Source organism: Nocardioides sp. JCM 18998 (genome assembly GCF_055391535.1).
In genome coordinates this window covers 4,030,306-4,054,257 of sequence record NZ_AP043886.1, presented here as the reverse complement: position 1 = coordinate 4,054,257, position 23,952 = coordinate 4,030,306, and the positions used below count along the sequence as shown (strand labels likewise).

Annotated in this window: 23 protein-coding genes; 10 read left to right on the top strand and 13 right to left on the bottom strand. The window is 70.9% G+C overall.

What is annotated here, in order from left to right; genetic code table 11:
- Positions 1 to 7: 7 nt before the first annotated feature.
- Positions 8 to 1,171, bottom strand: a complete 1,164-nt coding sequence (locus tag ACZ5L9_RS19030) for a steroid 3-ketoacyl-CoA thiolase (protein WP_464530971.1) — start codon at positions 1,169 to 1,171, stop codon at positions 8 to 10.
- A gap of 123 nt (positions 1,172 to 1,294) precedes the next feature.
- Here ACZ5L9_RS19030 and ACZ5L9_RS19025 point away from each other — a divergent pair, with 123 nt between their 5' ends.
- On the top strand, positions 1,295 to 2,527 hold the full coding sequence (locus ACZ5L9_RS19025) for a cytochrome P450 (protein ID WP_464530969.1): 1,233 nt from the start codon (positions 1,295 to 1,297) through the stop codon (positions 2,525 to 2,527).
- A 159-nt stretch (positions 2,528 to 2,686) separates the two neighbouring features.
- Here the strand turns inward: ACZ5L9_RS19025 and ACZ5L9_RS19020 are convergent, their stop codons facing one another.
- The 4 genes from ACZ5L9_RS19020 to ACZ5L9_RS19005 are packed head-to-tail and all read right to left on the bottom strand — an operon-like array spanning position 2,687 to position 7,204.
- Positions 2,687 to 3,880 (bottom strand): NAD(P)/FAD-dependent oxidoreductase, encoded by a 1,194-nt coding sequence (locus tag ACZ5L9_RS19020; RefSeq protein ID WP_464530965.1) that lies wholly within the window; start codon positions 3,878 to 3,880, stop codon positions 2,687 to 2,689.
- A 16-nt stretch (positions 3,881 to 3,896) separates the two neighbouring features.
- The gene (locus ACZ5L9_RS19015; protein ID WP_464530962.1) at positions 3,897 to 5,060 is read right to left on the bottom strand and encodes a thiolase domain-containing protein; all 1,164 of its coding nucleotides are present in this window, start codon (positions 5,058 to 5,060) and stop codon (positions 3,897 to 3,899) included.
- A gap of 12 nt (positions 5,061 to 5,072) precedes the next feature.
- Complete coding sequence (locus tag ACZ5L9_RS19010; RefSeq protein WP_464530958.1) at positions 5,073 to 6,152, bottom strand: thiolase domain-containing protein; 1,080 nt, start codon at positions 6,150 to 6,152, stop codon at positions 5,073 to 5,075.
- The gene (locus ACZ5L9_RS19005) at positions 6,152 to 7,204 is read right to left on the bottom strand and encodes a Zn-ribbon domain-containing OB-fold protein (protein WP_464530955.1); all 1,053 of its coding nucleotides are present in this window, start codon (positions 7,202 to 7,204) and stop codon (positions 6,152 to 6,154) included. The genes ACZ5L9_RS19010 and ACZ5L9_RS19005 overlap by 1 nt, the downstream gene beginning before the upstream one ends.
- Before the next feature lie 96 nt (positions 7,205 to 7,300).
- Between ACZ5L9_RS19005 and ACZ5L9_RS19000 the strand changes: the two genes are divergently transcribed.
- Positions 7,301 to 8,344 (top strand): LLM class F420-dependent oxidoreductase, encoded by a 1,044-nt coding sequence (locus tag ACZ5L9_RS19000; RefSeq protein ID WP_464530952.1) that lies wholly within the window; start codon positions 7,301 to 7,303, stop codon positions 8,342 to 8,344.
- A gap of 190 nt (positions 8,345 to 8,534) precedes the next feature.
- Here the strand turns inward: ACZ5L9_RS19000 and ACZ5L9_RS18995 are convergent, their stop codons facing one another.
- The gene (locus tag ACZ5L9_RS18995; protein WP_464530950.1) at positions 8,535 to 8,726 is read right to left on the bottom strand and encodes a hypothetical protein; all 192 of its coding nucleotides are present in this window, start codon (positions 8,724 to 8,726) and stop codon (positions 8,535 to 8,537) included.
- A gap of 147 nt (positions 8,727 to 8,873) precedes the next feature.
- The gene (locus ACZ5L9_RS18990; protein ID WP_464530947.1) at positions 8,874 to 9,737 is read right to left on the bottom strand and encodes an SDR family oxidoreductase; all 864 of its coding nucleotides are present in this window, start codon (positions 9,735 to 9,737) and stop codon (positions 8,874 to 8,876) included.
- Positions 9,738 to 9,783: 46 nt separating this feature from the next.
- Here ACZ5L9_RS18990 and ACZ5L9_RS18985 point away from each other — a divergent pair, with 46 nt between their 5' ends.
- The 3 genes from ACZ5L9_RS18985 to fadD8 are packed head-to-tail and all read left to right on the top strand — an operon-like array spanning position 9,784 to position 13,303.
- Positions 9,784 to 10,998, top strand: coding sequence for an NADH:flavin oxidoreductase (locus ACZ5L9_RS18985; RefSeq protein ID WP_464530944.1), 1,215 nt, complete (start codon positions 9,784 to 9,786; stop codon positions 10,996 to 10,998).
- Positions 10,991 to 11,674, top strand: a complete 684-nt coding sequence (locus tag ACZ5L9_RS18980) for a PaaI family thioesterase (protein WP_464530942.1) — start codon at positions 10,991 to 10,993, stop codon at positions 11,672 to 11,674. Before ACZ5L9_RS18985 ends, ACZ5L9_RS18980 begins: the two co-directional genes overlap by 8 nt.
- Before the next feature lie 54 nt (positions 11,675 to 11,728).
- Positions 11,729 to 13,303 carry a fatty-acid--CoA ligase FadD8 gene (fadD8, locus tag ACZ5L9_RS18975; RefSeq protein ID WP_464530940.1) on the top strand — a complete coding sequence of 525 codons (1,575 nt, stop codon included), beginning with the start codon at positions 11,729 to 11,731 and terminating at the stop codon, positions 13,301 to 13,303.
- Between the two features lie 45 nt (positions 13,304 to 13,348).
- On the opposite strand, the gene ACZ5L9_RS18970 is transcribed toward fadD8, so the two are convergent.
- The gene (locus ACZ5L9_RS18970; protein WP_464530937.1) at positions 13,349 to 14,116 is read right to left on the bottom strand and encodes a crotonase/enoyl-CoA hydratase family protein; all 768 of its coding nucleotides are present in this window, start codon (positions 14,114 to 14,116) and stop codon (positions 13,349 to 13,351) included.
- A gap of 47 nt (positions 14,117 to 14,163) precedes the next feature.
- Here ACZ5L9_RS18970 and ACZ5L9_RS18965 point away from each other — a divergent pair, with 47 nt between their 5' ends.
- Both ACZ5L9_RS18965 and ACZ5L9_RS18960 read left to right on the top strand, forming a co-directional pair.
- Positions 14,164 to 15,825 (top strand): acyl-CoA synthetase, encoded by a 1,662-nt coding sequence (locus ACZ5L9_RS18965; RefSeq protein ID WP_464530934.1) that lies wholly within the window; start codon positions 14,164 to 14,166, stop codon positions 15,823 to 15,825.
- Positions 15,822 to 16,925: an NAD(P)H-dependent flavin oxidoreductase gene (locus tag ACZ5L9_RS18960; protein WP_464530931.1), complete on the top strand. Its 1,104-nt coding sequence runs from the start codon at positions 15,822 to 15,824 to the stop codon at positions 16,923 to 16,925. The genes ACZ5L9_RS18965 and ACZ5L9_RS18960 overlap by 4 nt, the downstream gene beginning before the upstream one ends.
- A 106-nt stretch (positions 16,926 to 17,031) precedes the next feature.
- On the opposite strand, the gene ACZ5L9_RS18955 is transcribed toward ACZ5L9_RS18960, so the two are convergent.
- Both ACZ5L9_RS18955 and ACZ5L9_RS18950 read right to left on the bottom strand, forming a co-directional pair.
- A complete protein-coding gene (locus tag ACZ5L9_RS18955; RefSeq protein ID WP_464530928.1) occupies positions 17,032 to 18,048 on the bottom strand; it encodes an acyl-CoA dehydrogenase family protein in 1,017 nt (338 codons plus the stop codon).
- A 63-nt stretch (positions 18,049 to 18,111) separates the two neighbouring features.
- A complete protein-coding gene (locus tag ACZ5L9_RS18950) occupies positions 18,112 to 19,350 on the bottom strand; it encodes an acyl-CoA dehydrogenase family protein (protein WP_464530925.1) in 1,239 nt (412 codons plus the stop codon).
- A 62-nt stretch (positions 19,351 to 19,412) separates the two neighbouring features.
- Here ACZ5L9_RS18950 and ACZ5L9_RS18945 point away from each other — a divergent pair, with 62 nt between their 5' ends.
- The 3 genes from ACZ5L9_RS18945 to ACZ5L9_RS18935 are packed head-to-tail and all read left to right on the top strand — an operon-like array spanning position 19,413 to position 22,064.
- Positions 19,413 to 20,567, top strand: coding sequence for a Rieske 2Fe-2S domain-containing protein (locus tag ACZ5L9_RS18945; protein ID WP_464530921.1), 1,155 nt, complete (start codon positions 19,413 to 19,415; stop codon positions 20,565 to 20,567).
- Entirely contained in the window at positions 20,567 to 20,854 is a 288-nt protein-coding gene (locus tag ACZ5L9_RS18940; protein ID WP_464530917.1) for a hypothetical protein, read from the top strand. Before ACZ5L9_RS18945 ends, ACZ5L9_RS18940 begins: the two co-directional genes overlap by 1 nt.
- Positions 20,844 to 22,064, top strand: coding sequence for a 2Fe-2S iron-sulfur cluster-binding protein (locus ACZ5L9_RS18935; RefSeq protein WP_464530913.1), 1,221 nt, complete (start codon positions 20,844 to 20,846; stop codon positions 22,062 to 22,064). Before ACZ5L9_RS18940 ends, ACZ5L9_RS18935 begins: the two co-directional genes overlap by 11 nt.
- Before the next feature lie 14 nt (positions 22,065 to 22,078).
- On the opposite strand, the gene ACZ5L9_RS18930 is transcribed toward ACZ5L9_RS18935, so the two are convergent.
- From ACZ5L9_RS18930 to ACZ5L9_RS18920, 3 genes are read right to left on the bottom strand one after another with little or no spacing between them, the layout of a single operon-like run.
- Positions 22,079 to 22,957 (bottom strand): class I SAM-dependent methyltransferase, encoded by an 879-nt coding sequence (locus ACZ5L9_RS18930; protein WP_464530909.1) that lies wholly within the window; start codon positions 22,955 to 22,957, stop codon positions 22,079 to 22,081.
- A 31-nt stretch (positions 22,958 to 22,988) separates the two neighbouring features.
- On the bottom strand, positions 22,989 to 23,420 hold the full coding sequence (locus ACZ5L9_RS18925) for a nuclear transport factor 2 family protein (protein ID WP_464530906.1): 432 nt from the start codon (positions 23,418 to 23,420) through the stop codon (positions 22,989 to 22,991).
- A gap of 14 nt (positions 23,421 to 23,434) precedes the next feature.
- Complete coding sequence (locus ACZ5L9_RS18920) at positions 23,435 to 23,920, bottom strand: nitroreductase/quinone reductase family protein (RefSeq protein WP_464530903.1); 486 nt, start codon at positions 23,918 to 23,920, stop codon at positions 23,435 to 23,437.
- Positions 23,921 to 23,952 lie beyond the last annotated feature (32 nt).

The window sequence follows — 23,952 nt, the reverse complement described above, 5'->3', positions numbered from 1 at the left end:
GGGTTCCTCAGATCCGCTCGATGATGGTGCCCGATGCCTGGGCTCCGCCGGCGCACATCGCGATCAGGGCGGTGCTGGCGTCGCGCCGCTCCAGCTCGTGCAGCGCGGTGGTGATGAGCCGGACGCCGGTGGCGCCGACCGGGTGGCCGAGCGCGATCGCGCCGCCGTTCACGTTGATCCTGTCCTCGGGGACGGCGTGGACCTTCGCCCACGACATCACCACGCCGGCGAAGGCCTCGTTGACCTCGCACAGGTCCAGGTCGCCGATGCTCATCCCGGAGTCGGCGAGCAGCTGCTCGGTGGCCTGCACCGGGCCGTCGAGATGGAAGTAGGGGTCGGCGCCGACCAGGCACGAGGTGACGATCCTGGCCCGGGGCCTGAGGTCGAGCGACGCGGCCAGGTCGGAGTCCATGATCAGCAGCGCGGCGGCGCCGTCGGAGATCTGCGAGGACGTGCCGGCGGTGTGGGTGCCGTCGGGCAGCACCGGGTTGAGTGCAGCGAGCTTCTCCAGGGAGGTGTCGCGGATGCCCTCGTCGCGCGCGACCGTACGCAGCTCGCCGGTGGCCTTGCCGGTCTCGTCGAGCACCGGTGTCTCGAGCGAGAAGATCTCGCGCTCGAAGTGGCCCGCGTCCTGGGCGGCTCGCGCCTTCTGCTGCGACCAGAGTCCGAACGCGTCGACCTCGGCGCGCGAGAAGCCACGGCTCGCGACGATGCGGTCGGCACCCTGGAACTGATTGGGCAGGTCGATCGACCAGTCCGCGGGTCGCGGGTCGCCCGCCCCGTCGGGGACGTTCGCGCCGAGGGGGAGGCGTGACATCGACTCGACGCCGCAGGCGATGCCCGCCTTCACGGCCCCGCCGGCGATGAGCGCGTTGACCAGGTGGGCGGCCTGTTGGCCGGACGCGCACTGGGCATCGATCACCGTGGAGCCGGTGCGGTTCGGCAGCCCCGCGTGCATCCACGCGCGCCGGACCATGTTGTTGGACTGCTCGCCCGCCTGGGTGACGCAGCCGCCGACGACCTGATCGATGAGATCGGGGTCGACGCCTGCGCGCTTGATCACCTCCACCATGGTGGCTCCGAGCAGGACGGCGGGGTGGACTCCGGCGAGCCCGCCACGGCGCTTGCCGATCGGGGTGCGGACAGCGTCGACGATCACAGGGGTGCCCATGTCTGCAAAAGTAGAACGTGTTCCTATTTTTTGGCAAGCATGAGGCCGAAAGGGTTGTCGGGGCAGCTCGGTCATGTCACGATAACTAGAACGTGTTTCAATTCGTGCGTGAGGAGCACTCTGGTGACAGCACTCCCCGTCGGCTTCGACCCCACCGATCCCGAGATCGGTGAGCAGCGCGTGCCGCTGCAGGAGTTTCTCGAGCTTCGTAAGACGGCCCCCGTGTGGTGGGTCGAGCAGCTGCCCGAGGCTCGGGCCGGCTTCCTCGACACCGGCTTCTGGGCGATCAGCAAGCACGCTGACATCGCCGCGATCTCGAAGAACAACAAGGACTTCTCCACCGCGGAGAACGGCGTGATCATCCGGTTCGCCGCGGACATGACCCGCGAGCAGGTCGAGCTGCAGCGGGCCATGCTGATCCACCACGACCCGCCGGACCACACCAAGCTGCGCCAGATCATCAGCCGGGGCTTCACCCCGCGCTCGATCAACGCCCTGCACGACACCCTCGTCGAGCGTGCCGACCAGATCATCGACGAGGCGCTGGCCAAGGGAGAGGGCGACTTCGTCTTCGACGTCGCGGCCGAGCTGCCGCTGCAGGCGATCGCCGAGCTGCTCGGCGTACCGCAGGAGGACCGGCGCAAGCTGTTCGACTGGTCCAACCAGATGCTGGCCTACGACGACCCGGAGTACGACGCCGATCCCGCCCTGGCGGCCGCCGAGATCCTCGGGTACGCGATGGGCCTGGCCGCCGAGCGCAAGCTCGAGCCCCAGGACGACATCATCTCCAAGCTCGTCAACGCCGACGTCGACGGTCACGGCGCGCTCAATGACGACGAGTTCGGCTTCTTCGTCATCCTGCTCGCGGTGGCCGGCAACGAGACCACCCGCAACGCCATCACGCACGGCATGAAGGCGTTCTTCGACAACCCCGAGCAGTGGGACCTGTGGAAGCGGGACCGGCCCTCGACGATGGTCGACGAGGTGATCCGCTGGGCCACCCCGGTGACGGTCTTCCAGCGCACCGCCATCAACGATGTCGAGATCTGCGGCATCGACGTGAAGAAGGGCGACCGGGTCGGCCTCTTCTACGCCAGCGGCAACCACGACGAGGATGTCTTCGAGAACCCCGACAAGTTCGACATCACCCGAGACCCCAACCCGCACCTCGCGTTCGGCGGGCACGGGGCGCACTACTGCATCGGCGCCAACCTGGCTCGCCTCGAGATCGAGATCATCTTCGACAAGATCGCCGACCGCATGCCCGACATCCGGCCCAACGGGGAGCCGCGCCGGCTGCGGCACGCCTGGATCAACGGGATCAAGGAGCTGCCCGTCACCTATCGCGGAGGGTGACGGGCCGAGGAGCGGCCGTCGGACTCGCTTCATCCCCCTCGCGGGTCCGGCGGTTGTTCCCCCGCCGAGATTGCAGCTAGGACCGCCGAGTTTGCAGGTACACCTGCAAACTCGGCGGTCCTAGCTGCAAATTCGGGGGTTCGGGGGTGGGGCCGGGTGTCAGCGCAGGGTGCCGACCGTCGCCCGGATCTCGTCGATGGCGTCCCAGTCGTTGACGTGCATGCCCGCCACCACCCGGTCCTGACCGCTCGCCTCGTCGCGGCGCAGCCACCAGACCTTGAAGGTGAGCCCGGCGACGTCGCCGAGGATCTCGACCCGGTCGAACCCGTCCGGCCCGGAGTTGCCGACGTACTCCATGCCGAGGTCGTACTGGTCGGTGAAGAAGTACGGCAGCGCGTCGGCGACCTCGTCGCCGCCGAGCAGGTTGGCGGCGGCCACTTCGCCGTGCTTGATGGCGGTGTCCCAGTGCTCGACGCGGACCGGGCGCCCCAGCGCCGGGTGGTCGGCGTTCGCGACGTCGCCGGCTGCGTAGACCTCGGGTGAGGAGGTACGCAGGTGCGCGTCGGTGCGGATGCCGTCGCCCACCACGATCCCGGCGGCCTCGGCCAGCTCGACCGCCGGTACGGCGCCGACGCCGACGACCAGATGGTCGACCTCGACGGCGTCGCCGCCCTCGAGCCCGATGCGCGCACCGCCCGTCCCGGTCCGCTCGATCGCGACGACCTTCACCCCGGTGCGCAGGTCGACGCCGTGGCTGCGGTGCAGGTCGGCGAAGATCGTGGCGACCTCCGCGCCCAGCACGGCGAGCAGCGGCTGGGCGGCCATCTCCAGCACCGTCACCTCGGCACCCGCGCCGCGTGCGGCAGCCGCCACCTCCAGGCCGATCCAGCCCCCGCCGATCACGCCGATCCGCCGACCCTCGCGCAGCTCGGTCTTGAGCGCGGTCGAGTCCTCGAGAGTGCGCAGGTAGGTCACCGGCACGCCCGCCTCGTCGGCGAGCGGAAGGCGCCGGGGAGAGGCGCCGGTCGCGAGCAGCAGGCTTCTGTACGCGAGGCTCTCGCCGCCCGCGGTGACGGTGTGGGCGTCGACGTCGATCGCCTCGACCCGTACGCCGGTGCGGACGTCGACGTCGTGCTCCGCATACCAGGCCGCGTCGTGGACCAGCGCCTTCTCGGCCGGGTCCTTGCCCATCAGGTAGCCCTTCGAGAGCGGCGGGCGCTCGTACGGCAGGTGTGCCTCGGCGGCGAAGACGACCAGCGGGCCGTCGTACCCCTTCTCGCGCAGCGAGGTGATGGCGGTGCCGGCGGCCAGGCCGCCGCCGACGATGACGATGGGAGTAGCGTCTGTGGTCACACCGTCGAGGTTCCCACTAGAGCGGCGCCGAACCCACCACCCACATCGCGAAGAACTGGGATCCGCCGCCGTACGCGTGCCCGAGCGCCCGACGGGCCCCGTCGACCTGGTGCTCGCCGGCCTCGCCCATCACCTGCAGCGCGGCCTCGGCGAACCGGATCATGCCGCTGGCCCCGATCGGGTTCGAGGAGAGGACCCCGCCCGACATGTTGATCGGCAGATCGCCGTCGAGGGCCGTGACCCCCTTCTCGGTGAGCTTCCAGCCCTCGCCCTCGCCGGCGAAGCCGAGGTTCTCCAGCCACATCGGCTCGAACCACGAGAACGGCACGTAGATCTCGGCGCAGTCGATCTCGGTGCGCGGATCCGAGACGCCGGTCGAGCGCCACAGGTAGGCCGCGGCGTCGCGACCGGCCCACGGGTTGGCCTGGTCGCGCTCGGCGTACGCGAGCGGCTCCGAGCGCATCACCTGGCCGTGGATCCAGGCCGGGTTGGTGACGCCGGAGGCCTTCACCGCCCCCTCGGAGGCGATCACCATCGCGCAGGCTCCGTCGGAGGACGGGCAGGTCTCGTCGTAGCGGATCGGGTCCCACAGCACCTGCGACGCGAGCACCGTCTCGACGGTGGTGTCCGGGTTGCGGAGGTGGGCGTACGGGTTGCTCAGCGCGTTGCGGCGGTCCTTGGCGGCGACCATCGCGCCGACCTCGGTCGGGGCGCCGGAGCGCCGGATGTAGGAGCGCACGTGCGGGGCGAAGAAGCCGCCGGCGCCAGCGTGCACCGGCATCGTGAACGGCACCGGGATGGACAGCGCCCACATCGCGTTGGACTCCGACTGCTTCTCGAAGGCCACGGTGAGGACGCGCTCGTGTACGCCCGACTGGACGAGCGAGGCCGCCACGATCGCTGTCGAGCCGCCGACCGAGCCGGCGGTGTGCACCCGGATCATCGGCTTGCCGCTCGCGCCGATCGCGTCGGCCAGGAAGAGCTCGGGCATCATCACGCCCTCGAACAAGTCCGGCGCCTTGCCGACCACGACCGCGTCGATGTCGGCGAAGGTGAGCTGGGCGTCGGCGAGGGCGCGGTCGATCGCCTCGCGCAGCAGCCCGGGCATCGAGACGTCGTCGCGCTTGGCGCGGTAGTGGGTCTGGCCCACGCCGACCACGGCTGCGGGTGTCTTGCTCATCTCATCCTCCGGTCATCGAGCCTGTCGAGAGGCCATCACGCACACCAGGTTCTGCTGGAGCGCGGCGCCGCTGGTCGCGTGCGCCAGCACCTTGTCCGCCTCGCCGGACCAGATCCGGGTGGCGGCCTCGCCGATCCGGATCAGGCCGGCGCTGAACATCGGGTTGCCGCCGAGCGCTCCGCCGGACGGGTTGATCGCGACGTCGTCGCCCAGGCCGAGCTCGCGGCGCAGGATCAGCTCCTGGTGGCTGAACGGCGCGTGCAGCTCGGCCACGGTGACGTCGCCGAGGCCGCCGGCGCCGGCTCCCGCGGCGGCACCTGCGCGGGCGGCGCTGGGGGAGCGGGTCAGGTCGCGCAGGCCCAGGCTCGGGCTGTCGACGCTGTGCGCGATCCCGCTGATCACCGCGGGCCGGCCCACCTTGTCGGTGCTCGGCAGCGCGTCGGTGGCGGCGATGACGATGGCGGCGGCGCCGTCGGTCACCGGGGCGCAGTCCCAACGCCGCAGCGGGTCGGCGAACAGGTCCTGGGCGAGGACGTCGTCGATGCTGGTCTCGCCGCGGCGCACGGCGTACTCGTTGCTCGTCGCGCTCGTCCGGGAGCGGGCGGCGACTTCGGCCATCTCCTTCTCACTCCAGGCGCCCTGCTCGATGCCGGCGCGGGCCTGCAGGCCCGCGATCGAGACCGTGTCGGGCCACAGCGGGGTGAGCGTGTACGGGTCGAGCTGCAGGGCCAGGGTGCGGCGCAGCGTGCTCGCCGACGACTTGCCGAAGCCATAGACCAGCGCGGTGTCGGCCTCGCCGGTCTGGATCTTGATCCAGGCCTCGTACAGCGCCCACGCGCCGTCCATCTCGACGTGGGACTCGCTGATCGGCGGCACCGCGCCGAGCGCGTCGATCGCCGTCACGAAGCTGAAGGAGCGTCCCGCCAGGTAATCCGATGAGCCGGAGCACCAGAACCCGATGTCCTCCTTGGTCCAGCCGGTCTGCTCCCACAACTCCTGGAGGAGCGGCACGAGCAGCTCGATGCAGTTCGGCGAGCCGTCGAACTCGCGCATCTGGCGCTGGGCGAAGCCCACCACTGCGACGTCTCTCATCAGAGGTGCCTCCGATAGCTCTCGTAGTCGGCGTCCGGCTCCCCGGTCGGCTCGAAGTGACTGATCGTCTCCATGGAGTGGCTGCGCTCGCCCTCGGGCTTCCACACGGCCTTGACCCGCATGCCCATCCGCACCTCGCCCACCTCGACGCCGAGGATGAGGTGGAGGAAGGCGATGTCGGAGCCGTCGAGGAGCACGTACGCGGAGACGTACGGCGGCTTGATCCGCTGGCCCAGGAACGGCACGTTCACGATGCAGAACGTCGTGACGATGCCGGTGTCGGACAGCTCGATCGGGTCCTTGGTCGGCACCCCGTCGACCGGACAGGCACCGCGCGGCGGCACGTAGACCTTGTGGCAGACCGGGCAGGCCTGCGCCAGGATCCGGCCCTCCTTCAGGCCACGCCCGAACGCTGACTCCTCGGGGGAGGCGGCGTAGTCGTATGCGAGTCTGACGGGTGTGATGGTGGTCGAGACCTCGGACGTCGAGACCCCGGAGGTCGAGCTTGTCGAGACCCCGGACGTCGAGACCTCGGAGGTCGAGCTTGTCGAGACCCCGGAGGTCGAGCTTGTCGAGACCCCCACGGTCCCAACGGGCTCGACCTCCGAGGCCGGCTCGAAGCACGCCAGGTCCCGGACCGAGCCGACGCGCTCGGCGGCCCAGCGGGCGCGGACCCGCATGCCGGTCCGGATCGCGTCCGGGGAGCCCGCATCGACGGCGTGCAGCAGCGGGGTGTCCGCACCGTCGAGGAGGACGAGCGCGAACGCGAACGGGTGGTCGATCGGCTGGTCCGGCAGGGGCATCGCGACCCAGGACCAGGTCACCACGACGCCCTCGTCGGCGACGGGCCTCATCTCGGTCAGCTGGGCGTGCGTCAGCGGGTCGTACTCGGGCGGCGGGACGGCCACGCGGCCATCCGACAGGACGCCGCCGAGGACCTGCTTGGCGGCCAGCCCGGACATGTACTGGGAGAGCACCGGGCCTAGCGATCGGGTGTAGTCGAACTCTAGGGTCAGCGGTTGGTGCAGCACCGCCGTGGAGGGGGGCGTCATGCGCAAAAGTGAAACACGTTCTACTATTTCTGGCAATGGTCGGGTGTCGATACGCGACCTCGTTCCTCGGCCGCTACTCGACCAACGGAGGTAAGGATGAAGCTGGGTCTGCAGCTGGGCTACTGGGGCGCTCAGCCCCCTGCCGGAGTCGGCGAGCTGGTCGCCGCCGCGGAGGAGTCCGGGTTCGACGCGATCTTCACCGCGGAGGCCTGGGGGAGCGATGCGTTCACGCCGCTGGCCTGGTGGGGGCGCGAGACCTCGCGCGTGCGCCTCGGCACCTCGATCGTGCAGATGTCCGGGCGGACGCCGACCTCGATCGCGATGCACGCCCTGACGCTCGACCACCTCTCGAACGGACGGGTCGTGCTGGGCATGGGCGTCAGCGGCCCGCAGGTCGTCGAGGGCTGGTACGGCCAGCCGTTCGGCAAGCCGCTCGCCCGGACGCGGGAGGTCGTCGACATCATCCGCAAGGTCCTCGCCCGGGAGGCGCCGGTGACCAACGACGGGCCGCACTACCCGCTGCCGTACGGCGGAGAGGGGTCGGTCGGCCTCGGCAAGCCGCTCAAGTCGATCGTGCACCCGCTGCGCGCCGACATCCCGATCTGGCTCGGTGCCGAGGGCCCGAAGAACGTCGCGCAGACCGCCGAGATCGCCGACGGCTGGGTGCCGATCTTCTACACCCCGAAGTCCGCGGCGATGTACCAGCCGTGGCTCGACGAGGGCTTCGCCCGCCCGGGCGCCCGCCACACCCGCGAGAGCTTCGAGATCGCGGCCACCTGCCACCTCCAGATCGTGGAGTCGGCCGAGGAGAAGCAGGGTGTCCTGGACTTCCTCAAGCACTTCGTCGCGCTCTACATGGGCGGCATGGGCGCCAAGGACCAGAACTTCCACAACGCCGTCTTCGTGCGGATGGGCTACGAGGAGCTCGCCGCCGAGGTGCAGACGCTGTACCTCGACGGCAAGAAGGACGAGGCTGCCGCGCTGGTGCCCGACGAGCTGGTCGATGACATGCACATCGTCGGCACCGCCGAGGAGGTCAAGGAGAAGGTCACCGCGTGGGAGGCCACCGGCGTGACGACGCTGCTGTTGTCGCTGCAGTCGCCCGAGGAGGTACGGAAGGTGGCCGCGCTGCTCGCATAGCTGCCGCTGGCGACGTTGGTCGAGTAGCCCGAGCCGCTAGGCGAGGGCGTATCGAGACCGTCCGTAGCTGGTGGTTTGGTGCCCGGGCGATGCGGCCGTCGGCAACTGGTGTGAACCGGCGTGCGGCTGCCCGCGCACCACGCCATTCCGCACCAGTTGGCTCGTTGGGCGATGGATCCGGCGCGCGGGATCAGGGACGACGGCGGGATCGGGTGAGCAGGGTGCCGGCGGCGCCGTACGCGAGTCCGAGGACGGCGCCGAGGATGGCAGCCGGGATCCCGACCTCGAAGGTGGCCGCCCAGGCGGTCGGAGGGTAGGCGCGCAGCCCGAGCACCAGGCCGACTGCGCAGCCGAGCACGCCGACCGCGACGAGGCCGATCATCGTGCACCGTTCCAGGGACCGTGGAGCCCGCATGCTGCCATGGTCGGCCGGGCGTGCCTGTTCGGCAAGGTATGCAGCCGAACCCGCACTTCCCGTGCGGAACTCACCGTGGGAAGTGTCGGTCGGGCTGCATACCTCGACGAACCATCACGGTCGCCGCCGCTGCGTCCTGAACTCCTTCATCCGCCGCAGATACCGCAGCGTGTCACGCCGCCGGACGGGGGCCGGCCAGGCGTCGGCGCGGAACCAGGCGTCCGAGCCGCCGTCGACGTAGATCACCGAGCCGCACAGGAAGTCGGCGGCGGGGGAGAGCATCATCAGGACCCAGTCGGCGAGGTGGCCGGGGTCGCCGTAGCCGCCGATCGGGACCGGGAAGGACCGGAGCTGTCGCGCCTCGCTGGGCGTCGCGAGCTGTTGTTCCAGCAGGGGCGTCAGCACCGCGCCGGGGGCGATCGCGTTGAGCCGGATGCCGGCGCCGGCCCACCGCGGGGTGACCGCGGTGCGGCGGACCCAGCGGGCGAGCGCGACCTTCGAGGCGGCGTACGCCAGCGCGGGCCCGGCCTTCCCGATCCGGCGGAACGGCGCCACCGCGGCCTCCTCGTCGCCTGCCAGCAGCGCCCGGATCGCGCGGCGCGGGACCATCGGCACGGTGGTCGCCGAGTTGCTGGCGAAGACCACTGCCTTCGAGGAGCCTGAGGCCGCCAGCGCCGGACGCCAGGCCGTCAGCAGCTCGACCACGCCGAAGTAGTTGACCTGCGTGATCAACCGCGCCCGATCGCTCCCGCACGAGGGGCCGAGACCCGCGGCGAGCACTGCGCCGTCCAGTCGTCCGCCGCACCGCTCCAGCACCGCGTCGGCCGCGGCCAGGCGACCCTCCGCCGTCGACAGGTCGGCGACCACCTCGGCGGTCCCGACGTCGACCGTGATCACCCGATGGCCGACGGCCTCGAGCCGTGCGACCACCTCCTTGCCCATGCCGGAGGAGGACCCGGTCACGACGTACACGCCCATGGCGAGCAGACTAGAACACGTTCTCGTTCCGTGGTTCAATCCGATCGTGGACGCCCCTGCAGCCCCGGACCCGCTGGCCCCCGCGATGCTCGGCCCGATCGCGCTGCGCAACCGCGTGATCAAGGCCGCGACCTTCGAGGGCGCCACGCCGCAGGGCCTGGTCACCGACGGGCTCATCGACTACCACCTCGCCGTCGCCGAGGGCGGCGTCGGCATGACCACCGTCGCCTATCTCGCGACCTCGCCCGAGGGGCGGACCCATGCCGAGCAGATCCACTGGCGGCCGGAGGCCGTCCCCGGCCTGCGCCGGCTGACCGACGCGATCCACGACACCGGAGCGAAGGTGAGTGCCCAGATCGGCCACGCCGGCCCGGTGGCCAACGGCACGTCCAACCGCGCCCGCTCGATCGCGCCCAGTCGCGGCTTCAGTCCCCTCTCGATGCGGTTCCACCGTGTCCCGACCGCGTCCGATCTCGACCGGATCGTGGCCGACCACGGCCGCGCCGCGACGCTGGCGGCCGAAGCCGGCTTCGACGCCATCGAGGTCCACCTCGGGCACAACTACCTCGCCAGCGCGTTCCTGAGCCCGAGGCTCAACAAGCGCACCGACCGCTTCGGTGGCAGCCTCGCCCACCGTGCCGAGTTCCCCCGCCGGATCGTCGCCGCCGTGCGGGAGGCCGTCACCGCGACGGGTGCCCCGATGGCCGTGACGGCCAAGCTGAACATGCGCGACGGCTACCGCGGCGGCCTCGACCTGCCCGAGTCGGTCGAGTTCGCCCGGATGCTCGAAGCCGACGGCCACCTGCACGCCCTCGAGCTGACGGCCGGCTCCTCGCTGATGAACCCCATGTACCTCTTCCGCGGCGGCGCCCCGGTCGGGGAGATGGCCGCCCGGATGCCGATGCCTGCGCTCCTGCGGTTCGGCATCCGCGCCAGCGGGCACGCCTTCTTCAAGGAGTACCCGTGGACCCCGCTCTACCTCCTCGAGCACGCCCGCAGGTTCCGCGCGGCGCTCGACCTGCCCCTCATCCTGCTCGGCGGGATCACCGACCTGCCCGCGATGGAGCAGGCGATGGCCGAGGGCTTCGCGTACGTCGCGATGGGGCGCGCCCTGCTGCGGGAGCCCGACCTGCTGAGTCGCATCGCCGCCGACCGCGCCACCGCGTCGGCATGCATCCACTGCAACGTCTGCATGTCGACGATCTACGCGGGCACCCGCTGCCACCTCGCCGCCGTGCGGCAGGATGCGATGCATGGCTGAACCCGACCAGCGCCGCAACGATCCGGCGAGCGAGCGCGAGCGTGAGATCGCGGGCGGACTCACCGACGCGGTGCGCGACCTCATCGATGCGACCGTCCGCAGCCGGATCGACCTCGAGGAGCAGGATGCGATCCGCGCCGAGATCGAGGCGCTGACGGCGCGGCTGCGCAAGGAGCAGCTCCCCGCGTCGTACGGCGTCGCCTACAGTTACGGCTCCGGGCGGCACCACTGGGGCAATGCCGTGATCGGTCAGCGCAACCCCGTCGCGCCGCCGCTCGCGGTGCAGCGCGAGAGCGGGCGGGTGTGGGCCGAGTTCGACCTCGGCGCGGCGTACGAGGGGCCGCCGAGCTTCGTGCACGGCGGGATCTCCGCGCTGATCCTGGACCAGATGCTGGGCGAGGCGGCCGCCTCCGTGGGTCATCCGGGCATGACGGGCACGCTGTCGATGCGCTACGTCCGGCCGACGCCGCTGGGTCGCCTGCGCGCCGAGGCCGAGGTCGCCAGCAACTCCGGCATCAAGACGGTCGCCGAGGGGCGGATCCTGGTCGAGCAGCCCGACGGCACGTGGGAGGCGAGCGTGGAGGCGCAGGGGCTCTTCATCGTGCCGCGCTGGGCGCGGGAGCGGCTCGCCGAGCGCGAGGCGACCGGCGATGCCGGCGTCAACCCCTTCGCCTGATTCGTGCGAAACGAGGCCTAGAACACGTTCTAGTTTCGGGCTAGGCTCGGGCGCATGGACTCCCTGCGCCTCGGCACCCACAACGGTCACGTCATGGTCGCCGCGCTGCGACGCCACCGCGACCGCCCGGTCATCCACCTCGGCGACACCACCCTCACCGGCGCCGAGGTGGAGGCGCGGATCAGCCAGTACGTCCAGGCCTTCGAGTCCCTCGGTGCCGGTCTGGAGGTCGGTGCCGCACTGCTGGCACCCAACCGCCCCGAGGTGCTCTTCATCCTCGGCGCCGGGCAGACCCAGGGCTATCGGCGGACCTCGCTGCATCCGCTCGGCTCCGCCGAGGATCAGGCGTACGTCATCAACGATGCCGGCATCTCCGTCCTCATCGTCGACCCGTACTTCGCCGACCGCGCTGCCCAGCTGCTCACGCTCTGCCCCGGTCTGACCAGGGTGCTGACCATCGGACCCGTCCCCGACGGGCTCGACGGGGTGGGGACCGACCTGACGGAGGTCGCCGCCACCTTCGCGCCGGCCCGCCTCGCGGCCCGTCTCCTGCCGCCCGATCACGTCACCTCGATCACCTACACCGGCGGCACGACCGGCAAGCCCAAGGGCGTGATCGGGATGGCGCAGTCGTTCGCGACGATGGCACAGATCCAGATGGCCGAGTGGGAGTGGCCGGGCAGGCCGCGCTTCCTGATGTGCACCCCGCTCTCGCACGCCGGAGCCGCCTTCTTCGTCCCGGTCGTCCTGAAGGGCGGGACCCTGTTCGTGGCGCCGCGCTTCGACCCGGCCGAGGTGCTGCGGATGATCGAGGAGCACCGGATCGACTCGCTGATGGTGGTGCCGACGATGCTGTACGCGCTGCTGGACCATCCCGACTCCCGTACCCGCGATCTCGGCTCGCTGGAGACGGTCTACTACGGCGCATCGGCGATCAACCCGGTCCGGCTAGCAGAGGCGATCGAGCGGTTCGGTCCGATCTTCGCGCAGTACTACGGCCAGTCCGAGGCGCCGATGGTGATCAGCTACCTCGCCAAGGACGACCATGTCGACGACGAGGGGAGGCCGATCGTGGGGAGACTGAGCTCGTGCGGGCGCCCGTCCGCGTACCTCCGCACGGCGCTCCTCGACCCGGAGGGCAAGCCCGTCGCCCCGGGGGAGCCGGGGGAGATCTGCGTGGCCGGCCCTCTGCTCGCCGGCGGCTACTTCGACAAGCCGGAAGAGACCGCCGCCGCGTTCCGGGACGGCTGGATGCACACCGGCGACGTCGCCCGCGAGGACGAGGACGGCTTCTGGCACATCGTCGACCGGACCAAGGACATGATCGTCACCGGTGGCTTCAACGTCTTCCCGCGCGAGGTCGAGGACGCTGTCGCCACCCACCCCGCAGTCGCCCAGGTGGCCGTCATCGGCACGCCCGACGAGAAGTGGGGCGAGACCGTGACCGCCGTCGTGGTCGTCCGGCCCGGAGCCGAGCTCACCGATGCCGTCGTCGCGGAGATCCAGGACGTGGTGAAGGTCCGCAAGGGTTCGGTGCACGTCCCCAAGCGGGTCATCCCGGCCGATGCGATCCCGATGACGGCGCTCGGCAAGCCGGACAAGAAGGCTCTGCGCGCGACACACGCCTAGATTTCGGGGCTCGCTGCTCGCACCCCGCCACCGAGACCGGCCGGGTCAGCGACCGAGGAAGACGGGCGCGCGCTTCTCCAGGAACGCCCGCGGACCCTCCTTGGCGTCGTCGGAGGTGAACACCGCCCCGCCGACGCGGGCGTCGTCCTTCCAGCAGTCGTCCTCGTGCTTGCCCTCGGAGTCGCGCATGGTGCGCAGGATCGCCTGGACCGCCAGCGGGCCGTTGGCGGCGATCATGTCGGCGAGCTCGTGCGCCCTGGTGAGCGCCTCGCCGTCCGGGACGACATGCCCGATCAGGCCGATCTCCTTGGCCTCGGCCGCGTCGAGCGATCGCCCGGTGAGCAGCAGCTCGGCCGCGATCGTGTACGGGATCTGGCGGGGGAGCCGGACGGCCGAGCCGCCGAGCGGGTAGAGCGACCAGCGCGCCTCGGCGACCCCGAAGCGGGCGGACGTGCCGGCCACCCGGATGTCGGTGCCCTGCAGGATCTCGGTGCCGCCGGCGATGGCCGGGCCCTCGACGGCGGCGATCAACGGCTTGGTCAGCCGGAAGCCCTTGAGCAGTCCCTTGATGACGCTCGCGTCGAAGTCGGCGCTGACGCCGGTCGCGTCGAGGCTCTGGAGGTCCATGCCGGCGCAGAAGTAGCCCCCGGCGCCGGTCAGGATGCAGACCCGGATCTCCGGGTCCTCGTTGACCCGGTCCCAGGCGGACTCCATGATCCGCAGCATCTCCTGGGAGAGCGCGTTGCGGCGCTCGGGACGGTTCATCGTGACGACGAGCTTGTGCCCGTCCTGCTCCACCAGTGCATCGGCCATGGGGGTGACGCTAGCGAAAAACTGAAACGTGTTCTAGTGTCGCGATCGTGGCCCTGAACATCGCCGATCTCTTCGAGCACGCCGTCGACGCTGCGCCGGACAAGCCCGCCGTACAGGTGGGCGACCGAGCCGTCACCTATGCCGAGCTGGAGCGCGCGTCCAACCGGCTCGCGCACTACTTCCTCGCCCAGGGCATCGGGCCGGGCGATCACATCGGGCTCTATGCCAAGAACAGCGTCGAGCACGTGATCGCCCTGATGGCGATCTTCAAGGTGCGCGCGGTCGCGATCAACGTGAACTACCGCTACGTCGCCGGCGAGCTGGAGTACCTCTTCGACAACGCCGACCTGGTCGGGCTCGTCCACGACCGCGTCTACGCGCCGCTCGTCGCCGAGGTGCTGCCCCGGACGCCGCAGCTGCGCGTCGTGGTCGCCGTACCGAACGTCCTGGACGAGGAGACCGAGGAAGAAGCCCGCCTGATCGAGGGGTACGACGGTGCGCTGCTCGCCGACGCGCTCGCGGGCCAGAGCGAGACGCGCGACTTCGGGCCGCGCAGCAACGACGACATCCACATCATCTACACCGGCGGCACCACCGGTTTCCCGAAGGGCGTGATGTGGCGCCACGAGGACTTCTGGCGCGTGCTCGGCGGCGGCATCGACTTCATGACGGGCGCGTACCTCAGCGAGTTCGACCAGGCCGAGAAGGCCAAGGAGCCCGGGCTCGTCACGCTGCCGCTCTCGCCGCTGATGCACGGCGGGGCGCAGGCCTCGCTGCTGATGCACCTGTTCGCCGGCACGGTGACGATCCTCGAGCCGCGCTTCGACCCGGTGCGCACCTGGGAGATCGTCGACCAGGAGGGCGTGCACATGGTCTTCATGACCGGCGACGCGATGGCGCGCCCGCTGATCGAGGCCTATGAGGCCAGCCTCGAGACCGACCGCCCGTTCTCCGGCCAGACCCTGTTCGCTGTCGCCTCCTCGGCGGCGATCTTCTCCAAGGCGGTCAAGGAGCGCTGGATGGCGCGCTTCCCCAACGCGGTCTTCACCGACTCGGTCGGCTCCACCGAGACCGGCTTCCAGGGCACCGGCCTGCAAGACGCCAGCGCCATCTCCAACGACGGCCCGGTGATCGGGCTCGGTCCGCACACCGTGATCATCGCCGACGACGGCACGCTCCTCGACCCGGTGACCGACATCGGCAGGATCGGCCGTACGGCCCGCGGCGGCCACGTGCCGGTCGGCTACTACAAGGACCCGGCCAAGTCGGCAGCGACCTTCATCGAGATCGACGGCGCGCGCTACTCGGTGCCGGGCGACTACGCCCGCATCGAGGAGGGCAACCGGATCACGCTGCTCGGGCGCGGCTCGAGCAGCATCAACACCGGCGGCGAGAAGGTCTACCCGGAGGAGGTCGAGGCGGCGGTCAAGGCCCACCCGAGCGTCTACGACGCCCTGGTCGTCGGGGTGCCCGACGAGCGCTGGGGCCAGGCGGTCGCTGCCGTCGTACAGCTGCGCGAGGGGGCCGACGTCGACCTCGACGGGCTGCGCGAGTTCCTGCGCGCCCACCTGTCCGGCTACAAGCTGCCGCGCCTGCTCGCTGTGGTCGACGAGGTGCCGCGCAACGCCGCCGGCAAGGCGCAGTACCCCGCGGCCAAGCAGATCGCGCTGGCGTCGATGAGCGTCTCCACGGAAGGGGCCAACGCATGAGGACCGACCTGTGCGAGCGGTTCGGGATCGAGTATCCGATCTTCGCCTTCACCCCCTCCGAGCACGTCGCCGCCGCGGTCTCGCGCGCCGGCGGCCTCGGGGTGCTGGGCTGCGTCCGCTTCAACGACGCCGAGGAGCTCGACCGCACGCTGAGCTGGCTCGACGACAACACCGACGGCAAGCCGTACGGCGTCGACATCGTGATGCCGATGAAGGTGCCCACCGAGGGGACGGCCGTCGACCTGTCCTCCTACATCCCCGAGGGGCATCGGGAGTTCGTCGACAAGACGCTGCTCTCGCTCGGGGTGCCGCCGCTGCCGGAGGGCGAGGGGCGCGAGGGCGTGCTCGGCTGGCTGCACTCCGTCGCCCGCTCCCACCTCGACGTCGCGCTGCAGCACCGCCCGGTGCTGCTCGCCAACGCTCTCGGCTCCCCGCCGGTCGACGTCATCGAGAAGGCGCACGAGCACGGCATCGCCGTCGCCGCGCTCGCGGGTGCCGCCAAGCACGCGCTCTCGCACGTCGCGAACGGCGTCGACATCATCGTCGCGCAGGGGTACGAGGCGGGCGGCCACACCGGCGAGGTCGCCTCGATGGTCCTGCAGCCCGACATCGTCGACGCGGTCGGACCCGACGTGCCCGTGCTGGGTGCCGGCGGGATCGGCTCCGGTCGCCAGATCGCCGCCTCGCTCGCCCTGGGTTGCCAGGGTGTGTGGACCGGCTCGATCTGGCTCGGCACCGAGGAGTATCAGCAGCTCAACAGCCACGCCGGCTGGGTCGAGGCCTTCACCCGCGCCACCTCCTCCGACACCCGGCGGGTCAAGATCTACACCGGCAAGCCGGCCCGGCTGCTCCGCTCGAAGTGGACCGACGCCTGGGAGGCCGAGGATGCCCCGGACCCGCTCCCGATGCCCCTGCAGAACCTCCTGGTCGCCGACGCGCACAACCGGATCAACGCCGCCGGCGACCCCGATGTCGTCTCGATGCCGGTCGGCCAGATCGTCGGCCGGATGAACGACGTACGCCCTGTCGCCGACGTCATCGCCTCGCTGCTGAGTGAATACGACGAGGCGATCAAGCGGCTCACCACCCTTCAAGGTTGAGGGGTCACTTCCTGCGGCTCGAGGGGTCACATTTCGCGGGTCGAGTGGTCAGCCACGACCACTCGACCCGCGATATGTGACCCCTCGACGTGCGAGAAGTGACCTCTCAAGCTTGGCCGGCCAGGGCCCGACCGATCCGCAGAGCCTGCTCGGTCGCCCCGCCGTACGCCATCTCGAACCGCTTCGCGGCGGTGAAGTAGCGATGGGTGACTCCGTCGAGGTCGATGCCGACGCCGCCGTGGACGTGGACGGCGGTGTGGGCCAGGCGGTGGCCGGTGTCGGCGGCCCAGAGCTTCGCGGTGGCGACCTCGACCTCGGCGGGCAGGCCCTCGGCGAGGCGCCAGATCGCCTGCCAGGTGGTCAGCCGCAGGCACAGGGTGTCGATGTAGCCGTCGGCGAGGCGCTGCGAGACCGCCTGGAAGGTGCCGATCGGACGGTCGAACTGCTCGCGCGTACGTGCGTAGTCGGCCGTCTCCGCGAGGGCACCCTCCACCACGCCGAGCTGCTCCGCGCAGGCCAGGGCGGTGAGCAGCGCACCCAGGCGCGCCGCCGCGGCCGCGTCGGCGATCCGGGTCGCGGGCGTCGAGGAGAGGATGACCTGCGCTGTCGCGTCGCCGTCGCTGGTGTGCTGCTCGGCCCGCGATGCGGCGGCCGCGTCGAGCAGGTAGACCCCGACTCCCTCCCGGCCGGTCGCCGTGACCAGCAGAGCGTCGGCGGCCAGGCCGGCCCGTACGAGCGTCTTGGTCCCGGTCAGCCGCCCGCCCTCGTCCGCGACGACCGTGGGGGAGGCGGGCAGGTGCGCCAGCGGCTCGGCGACCGCGGCGGCATAGAGGCCGGCGGGCGTGTCGACGCCGATCGAGGTGAGAAACCCGACGCAGGCGGCGTGGGTGGCGAGCGGGACCGGTGCGAGCACGCGGCCCACCTCGACCAGAACGCGCGCGGTGGTGATCAGGTCGAGTTCGGCCCAGTCGAAGGCCTCGCCCAGGGTCGCCCACAGTCGTGTGTCCAGCCGGGAGCCCGACGCCTCGACCGCGCGCTGGCGCTCCTGGGTGACCTCGCCTGTGAGGATTTTCGCGGCGAGCGCGGCGGCCTCGTCCTGCTCCGGGGTGAAGGTGAAGTCCATGTCAGTCTCCTGCGTGGTGGGCGGGTTTAGGGTTCTGCGCTCGCACCCCGAGCGGTGCCGGCGTCATCGGCGTGCCGCCGGCTGACCGAGACCGACCATGCCGATGATGTCGCGCTGGATCTCGTTGGTGCCGCCGCCGAAGGTCATCACCAGCGACGAGCGGGCGTAGCGCTCGAGTCGCCCGGCGAGGACGGCGCCCGCGGAGTCGCCGGTCAGCGACGCCTGCGGTCCGACGACCTCCATGAGCGTGCGGTAGATCTCGGTGTTGAGCTCGGAGCCGTAGACCTTGGTGGCGGAGGCGTCGGCCGGCGACATGGTGTCGATCTCGGCGGCGAGCCTCCACTGGATCAGGGTGAGGGCCTCGATCCGCGCGTGTGCCCGGCCGAGCAGCAGCTGCACCCACTCGGAGTCGATCACCCGCGAGCCGTCCGCCCGCCTCGTGGAGGCCGCCCAGGACCGGACGAGGTCCAGGGAGTGCACCGTGGCGGCCGAGGACGTCAGGGCGACCCGCTCGCGGTTGAGCTGGTTGGTGATCAGCCGCCAGCCGCCGCCGCGGCCGCCGACGACGTTCTCGGCGGGCACACGAACGTCGGAGTAGTACGTGGCCGAGGTGCCGACGCCGGCGACCGTCTGCACGGGCGTGTAGGTCACGCCCGGAGCGTCGGCCGGGACCAGGATCATCGAGAGCCCCTGGTGCCGCGGCTGATCCGGCTCGGTGCGGCAGGCCAGCCAGATCCAGTCCGCGTACTGGATCAGCGAGGTCCACATCTTCTGGCCGTTGATGACCCACTCGTCGGCCGCCTCGTCCAGCACCGCGCGGGTCTGCAGGGAGGCGAGGTCGGTGCCCGATCCCGGCTCGGAGTACCCGACGGAGAAGTGCAGCTCGCCGCGCAGGATCCGGGGCAGGAAGAACGACTTCTGCGCGTCGGTGCCGTACTGCATGATCGTCGGCCCGATGGTGTTCAGCGTGAGGTAGGGGATCGGCACCCCTGCCACCGCCGCGACGTCGGTGAAGATCAGCTGCTCGACCATCGATCGGTCCTGGCCGCCCCACTCCTTCGGCCAGCCGATCCCGAGCCAGCCGTCCTCGCCGATCTGCCGGATCACCTCGCGGTAGACGCCGGCCTCGCCGTGCTCGCCGCCCGCGCCGAGACCGTTGCCGGGCCCTCGTGGGTCCGTCGAAGGGAACTCGCCGGTAGCGCCGGAGAGGGCGAGCCGTCGCTCCGGGGTGACCAGCTCGTTGAAGTAGGCACGCAGCTCCGCGCGCAGGCTCTCCTGCTCGGGTGTCAAGGCGATCCGCATGTGATAAAACTAGAACATGTTCTCATTTGCGTCCATGGGAGGCTGAGATGAACGGAGCAGGGATGACCGTCGCCAACACGGGCGCTCGCGCGCTCGACCGAGGAACCACTCCCGAGCGCTACGCGCGCGGCTGGCACTGCCTCGGCCTCGCCGACGCCTACCGCGACGGCCGACCGCACGCGGTCGAGACCTTCGGCGGCAAGCTCGTCGTGTTCCAGGCCGGAGACGGCGAGCTGGGCGTCCTCGACGGCTACTGTCGCCACATGGGCGGCGACCTCACCCAGGGCGAGGTCAAGGGCAACGAGGTGGCCTGTCCGTTCCACGACTGGCGCTGGGGTGCCGACGGGCGCTGCAAGCAGATCCCGTACGCCCGGCGCGTCCCGCTGCGGGCACGCACCCAGCGCTACGAGACCGTCGTGCGCAACGGGCAGCTGCTGTTCTGGCACGACCCCGAGGGCTCGGCCGCCGACCATGCCCTGCTGCCGCCCGAGCTGCCCGGCGTCGGCACCGACGACTACACCGACTGGTTCTGGGAGAGCGTCCCGATCAACGGCTCGCACTGTCGCGAGCTGATCGACAACGTCGTGGACATGGCGCACTTCTACTACGTGCACTTCGCGTTCCCGACGAGCTTCCGCAACGTCTTCGAGGGCACCCAGGCCACCCAGTTCATGCAGTCCACCGGCCGTCCCGACAAGACAGAGGGCTACGGCGGCGGCGCGGAAGGGGCCGACATGGTCCTCAAGTCCGAGGCGACCTACTACGGACCGGCGTACATGATCAACTGGCTGGAGGTGGACTACAAGGGCTTCATCACCGAGGTCATCCTGATCAACTGCCACCTGCCCACCGGCCCCGACTCCTTCACCCTGCAGTACGGCATCACGGTCAAGAAGCCCGAGGGGCTGGACGACAAGACCGCCCAGTACATCGCGAAGAAGTACGCCGAGATGTTCGGCCAGGGCTTCCTGCAGGACGTGCACATCTGGCAGAACAAGGCGCCGGTGCAGAACCCGCTGCTCTGCGAGGAGGACGGCCCCGTCTACCAGCTGCGCCGCTGGTACGAGCAGTTCTACGTCGACGTCGCCGACATCGCGCCCGACATGGTGGCGCGCTTCGAGTTCGAGGTCGACACCACCAAGGCCAACGAGTTCTGGCACGAGGAGGTCGCCGAGAACCTCCGGCAGAAGGCGGCTCTCGAAGGCGCGGAGCACTGATGGCGTCGTTCGTTCCGACCAGCGAGGAGACGCTGGCCGACCAGCGGCTCTACACGTCGGGCTGGCTGACCGAGGTCGCCTGCCAGGACTGCCTCGCGCGGGTCGGCGTGCAGAAGAACTCCGAGCACCACACCTCGATCCAGTGGAGCGCCGGCGCGCTCGCGGCCTGCCCGGAGATGTCTCGCCGGCCCCGCGAGCTGCACGCCGGCTGCCCGCGGCTGCGGGCCTCGATCGAGCAGGCCGTACGGGCGGGCGAGGTGCCGATCGGAGCGGGCGATGGGTTCTGAGACCGTCTCCGGGATCGAGCTCACCGTCCTGGAGGTCGTGCGTGAGACGGAGGACGCCGTCTCGGTGGTCTTCGACTCACGACTCGACTTCCGGCCCGGGCAGTTCCTCACCCTGGCCGTTCCCAGCGATCGCACCGGCGTCGTCGCGCGCTGCTACTCGCTGTGCAGCGTGCCCGGCGAGCCGCTGACGGTCACGGTGAAGCGGACCGCCGACGGCTACGCGTCCGGGTGGATCAGCGACAACCTCCGCGCGGGGGACACGATGCGCGTGCTGGAGCCCTCCGGCATCTTCACGCCGGCCTCGCTCGATGCCGATCTGCTGCTCTTCGCCGGCGGCTCGGGGGTCACGCCCATCATGTCGATCGCCCGTACCGCCCTGGCGCGCGGAACAGGGCGGATCGTGGTCCTCTACGCCAACCGCGACGAGCGGTCCGTGATCTTCGCCGAGCGCTGGGCCGAGCTTGCCGCCGCACATCCCGACCGCCTCGAGGTGATCCACTGGCTCGAGTCGGTCCAGGGTCTGCCGTCGCAGGAGCAGCTCCGCGCCTTCGCGGGCCGCTTCGCCTCGTACGACGCGTTCGTCTGCGGTCCCGCCCCGTTCATGAAGCTGGTGACCGGGGCGCTGCGCGAGCTCGACTTCCCGCGCGAGCGCCGTCACCAGGAGAAGTTCGTCTCGCTCGGCGGCAACCCGTTCGGCCCGGAGGTCGAGCTTGTCGAGACCCCCGCTGAGGTCGAGCTTGTCGAGACCCGTGCTCCGGAGGTCGAGCTTGTCGAGACCCAAGCGCCGGAGGTCGAGCCTGTCGAGACCCGGGCCCCGGAGGTCGAGCCTGTCGAGACCCGGGCCCCGGAGGTCGAGCCTGTCGAGACCCGCGCCCCGGAGGTCGAGCTTGTCGAGACCCGCGCCCCGGAGGTCGAGCCTGTCGAGACCCATGCGCCGGTCCGACTCAGCGCCGAGCTGGACGGGCAGACGTACGACTTCGACGACTGGTCCCCGGACACGACCGTCCTCGAACACCTGGAGTCCAAGGGCATCAAGGCGCCGTACTCGTGTCGCGAGGGCGAGTGCTCGGCCTGCGCCTTCCGCCTCCTCGGCGGCGAGGTGGCGATGCGCCGCAACGACGTCCTGGAGGCCGAGGACCTCGACGAGGGCATCCGCCTGGGCTGTCAGTCCGTCCCGGTCACCGACAAGGTCAGCATCACCTACAACTGATCGGCCGAGCCGCCTCAGTGCCGGGCGGCGACGGCGATGCGGCCGTTGCGCAGCGAGGTGGGTCGCGTGCAGCGCAGGCCCAGGGTCTCGGAGATGGTGAGGAGGTCGTCGTCGACCTGTGGCCCGAACCCGGCGTCGGCGAGCAGGTGCGCCATCGCAGCGGGGGTGAGCAGAGTGCGCCACGGCTCGCCGGCGGTGATCGTCGGGGCGCCGCCGAGGCGGGCGAAGGCGCCCGCGAGCAGCCGGCCGGAGCGTGCCTTGAGCGATGGGGTCTGGTAGTTCACGATCAGGGTGCTGCCGCGCGCCGACCGCTTCGCCAGCGCCCGGAGCGTACGCACCACGTCGGAGCGCCGCAGGTAGGGCACGACGCCCTCCCACAGCCAGGTCGTCGGGGCGTCGGGATCGTGCCCGGCCGCCTCCAGCGCCTCGTCGAGGTCGGTGATCGCAAGGTCCGCCGGCTGGAAGCGGTGGGTCCGTGCGAGCGGGGGCCGCGATCCGATCCGCTCCTGCTTGTCGCCCTGTGAGGCCGGGTGGTCGACCTCGGTGACGTCGACCTCGGCCAGCTCCGGCATCCGCCACGAGCGCGAGTCGAGCCCGGCGCCCAGGATCACCAGCTGGGGATGCCCGTGCACCCGGATCGCCTCGTCGATCGCCACCGTGCGGGGCACGACGACGTCGGCGCACGCCGACACCGACTCGTAGGCGACCCGGTCGTTCCAAGCCTCCGGCAGCGTCCCGCTGCGGACCGCCTCGACGACGGCCCGCTCGTCGTCGCGCAGCAGCTCGATCGCCACCGGGTCGGAGAACGTCCCCACGCCCAGCCGCTCGTCGGCGACGGCGCGCCCCTGGCAGACCAGCACGGCAGTACGGCTCGCGGCACGCTCGGTCGGCATAGACCGATTGTGCGCCCTGCCGGAGCCGGGCTCAGAAGCCGCGGGTCCAGATCACCTCTTCGCGCAGCCGGCACGAGCGCCAGCCGTCGGGCGTACGGACGAAGGTGTGGTGGTAGATCCCGCCGACCTCGACGACACGCTCGCCGCCGTCGCCGTCCGCGATCACCATCGGGTTGTCGAAGTAGGCCGACACCTCGGCCGACTGCCGATCGGAGGCGGGATCGATGACGACCTGTCCCAGGGTGTGCATCGTGCGGATCGCGAAGGCGTAGAGGTTCTCCGCGAGCCACGTCCGCACCTCGGGAAGGGCGCCCCGGGTGCCGCCCGACTCGGAGTAGTCGATCCGCGCGTCGGGGGTGAAGACGGTGTCGAGCGCGTCCCAGGACGCGGTGTCGATCGCGCGGGTGTAGCGATGCAGCGCGTCGGTGATCTCGGCGCGGTCCAGCAGATCCGGAAGATCCATCAGCGGCTCCTTCGTCAGCGCGGGTCGAGGACGACGATCGGGATGTCCCGGTCGGTCCAGCCCTGGTAGGTGTCGAAGTCGGCGTAGAGGTCCACCATCCGCGGCCACAGCTCGGCCTTCTCCTCCGGGGAGGCCACCCGGGCGCGCACCGCGCGACGGCCCTCGCGCTTGAGGACCACCGTCGTCTCGGGGGAGGCCTGCAGGTTGCGGAGCCACTGCGGGTGGGTCGGCAGGCCGCCCTGTGAGGCGACCACGATCAGCCGCGCCTCGTCGGCGAGATAGACCAGGGGCGCGGTGAACCGCTTGCCGCTGGTGCGGCCGACGTGCTCCAGCAGCAGGATCGGCACCGGATCGCGCCAGCCGGCCGAGACCCGCCACGTGCCGCCGACGCGGCCGTTCGTCGCGCGGAAGATCGCGGCGTTGGCCTTCGCGCCGTACTTGATGAGCCGGCGGGTCCAGGGCGAGTCGAGACCCGGCGGTCGTTCGGAGGGCAGCGGCATGGCGATCACTCTGGCACAAACCTAGAACACGT

What these genes read in the sequence shown, in the direction of transcription:
- ACZ5L9_RS19030 (WP_464530971.1), bottom strand. Translation starts at nt 1,171, where the DNA reads ATGGGCACCCCTGTGATCGTCGACGCTGTCCGCACCCCGATCGGCAAG.
- ACZ5L9_RS19015 (WP_464530962.1), bottom strand. Translation starts at nt 5,060, where the DNA reads ATGAGCAAGACACCCGCAGCCGTGGTCGGCGTGGGCCAGACCCACTAC.
- ACZ5L9_RS19010 (WP_464530958.1), bottom strand. Translation starts at nt 6,152, where the DNA reads ATGAGAGACGTCGCAGTGGTGGGCTTCGCCCAGCGCCAGATGCGCGAG.
- ACZ5L9_RS19005 (WP_464530955.1), bottom strand. Translation starts at nt 7,204, where the DNA reads ATGACGCCCCCCTCCACGGCGGTGCTGCACCAACCGCTGACCCTAGAG.
- ACZ5L9_RS19000 (WP_464530952.1), top strand. Translation starts at nt 7,301, where the DNA reads ATGAAGCTGGGTCTGCAGCTGGGCTACTGGGGCGCTCAGCCCCCTGCC.
- ACZ5L9_RS18995 (WP_464530950.1), bottom strand. Translation starts at nt 8,726, where the DNA reads ATGATCGGCCTCGTCGCGGTCGGCGTGCTCGGCTGCGCAGTCGGCCTG.
- ACZ5L9_RS18990 (WP_464530947.1), bottom strand. Translation starts at nt 9,737, where the DNA reads ATGGGCGTGTACGTCGTGACCGGGTCCTCCTCCGGCATGGGCAAGGAG.
- ACZ5L9_RS18980 (WP_464530942.1), top strand. Translation starts at nt 10,991, where the DNA reads ATGGCTGAACCCGACCAGCGCCGCAACGATCCGGCGAGCGAGCGCGAG.
- fadD8 (WP_464530940.1), top strand. Translation starts at nt 11,729, where the DNA reads ATGGACTCCCTGCGCCTCGGCACCCACAACGGTCACGTCATGGTCGCC.
- ACZ5L9_RS18970 (WP_464530937.1), bottom strand. Translation starts at nt 14,116, where the DNA reads ATGGCCGATGCACTGGTGGAGCAGGACGGGCACAAGCTCGTCGTCACG.
- ACZ5L9_RS18960 (WP_464530931.1), top strand. Translation starts at nt 15,822, where the DNA reads ATGAGGACCGACCTGTGCGAGCGGTTCGGGATCGAGTATCCGATCTTC.
- ACZ5L9_RS18955 (WP_464530928.1), bottom strand. Translation starts at nt 18,048, where the DNA reads ATGGACTTCACCTTCACCCCGGAGCAGGACGAGGCCGCCGCGCTCGCC.
- ACZ5L9_RS18950 (WP_464530925.1), bottom strand. Translation starts at nt 19,350, where the DNA reads ATGCGGATCGCCTTGACACCCGAGCAGGAGAGCCTGCGCGCGGAGCTG.
- ACZ5L9_RS18945 (WP_464530921.1), top strand. Translation starts at nt 19,413, where the DNA reads ATGACCGTCGCCAACACGGGCGCTCGCGCGCTCGACCGAGGAACCACT.
- ACZ5L9_RS18940 (WP_464530917.1), top strand. Translation starts at nt 20,567, where the DNA reads ATGGCGTCGTTCGTTCCGACCAGCGAGGAGACGCTGGCCGACCAGCGG.
- ACZ5L9_RS18935 (WP_464530913.1), top strand. Translation starts at nt 20,844, where the DNA reads ATGGGTTCTGAGACCGTCTCCGGGATCGAGCTCACCGTCCTGGAGGTC.
- ACZ5L9_RS18930 (WP_464530909.1), bottom strand. Translation starts at nt 22,957, where the DNA reads ATGCCGACCGAGCGTGCCGCGAGCCGTACTGCCGTGCTGGTCTGCCAG.
- ACZ5L9_RS18925 (WP_464530906.1), bottom strand. Translation starts at nt 23,420, where the DNA reads ATGGATCTTCCGGATCTGCTGGACCGCGCCGAGATCACCGACGCGCTG.
- ACZ5L9_RS18920 (WP_464530903.1), bottom strand. Translation starts at nt 23,920, where the DNA reads ATGCCGCTGCCCTCCGAACGACCGCCGGGTCTCGACTCGCCCTGGACC.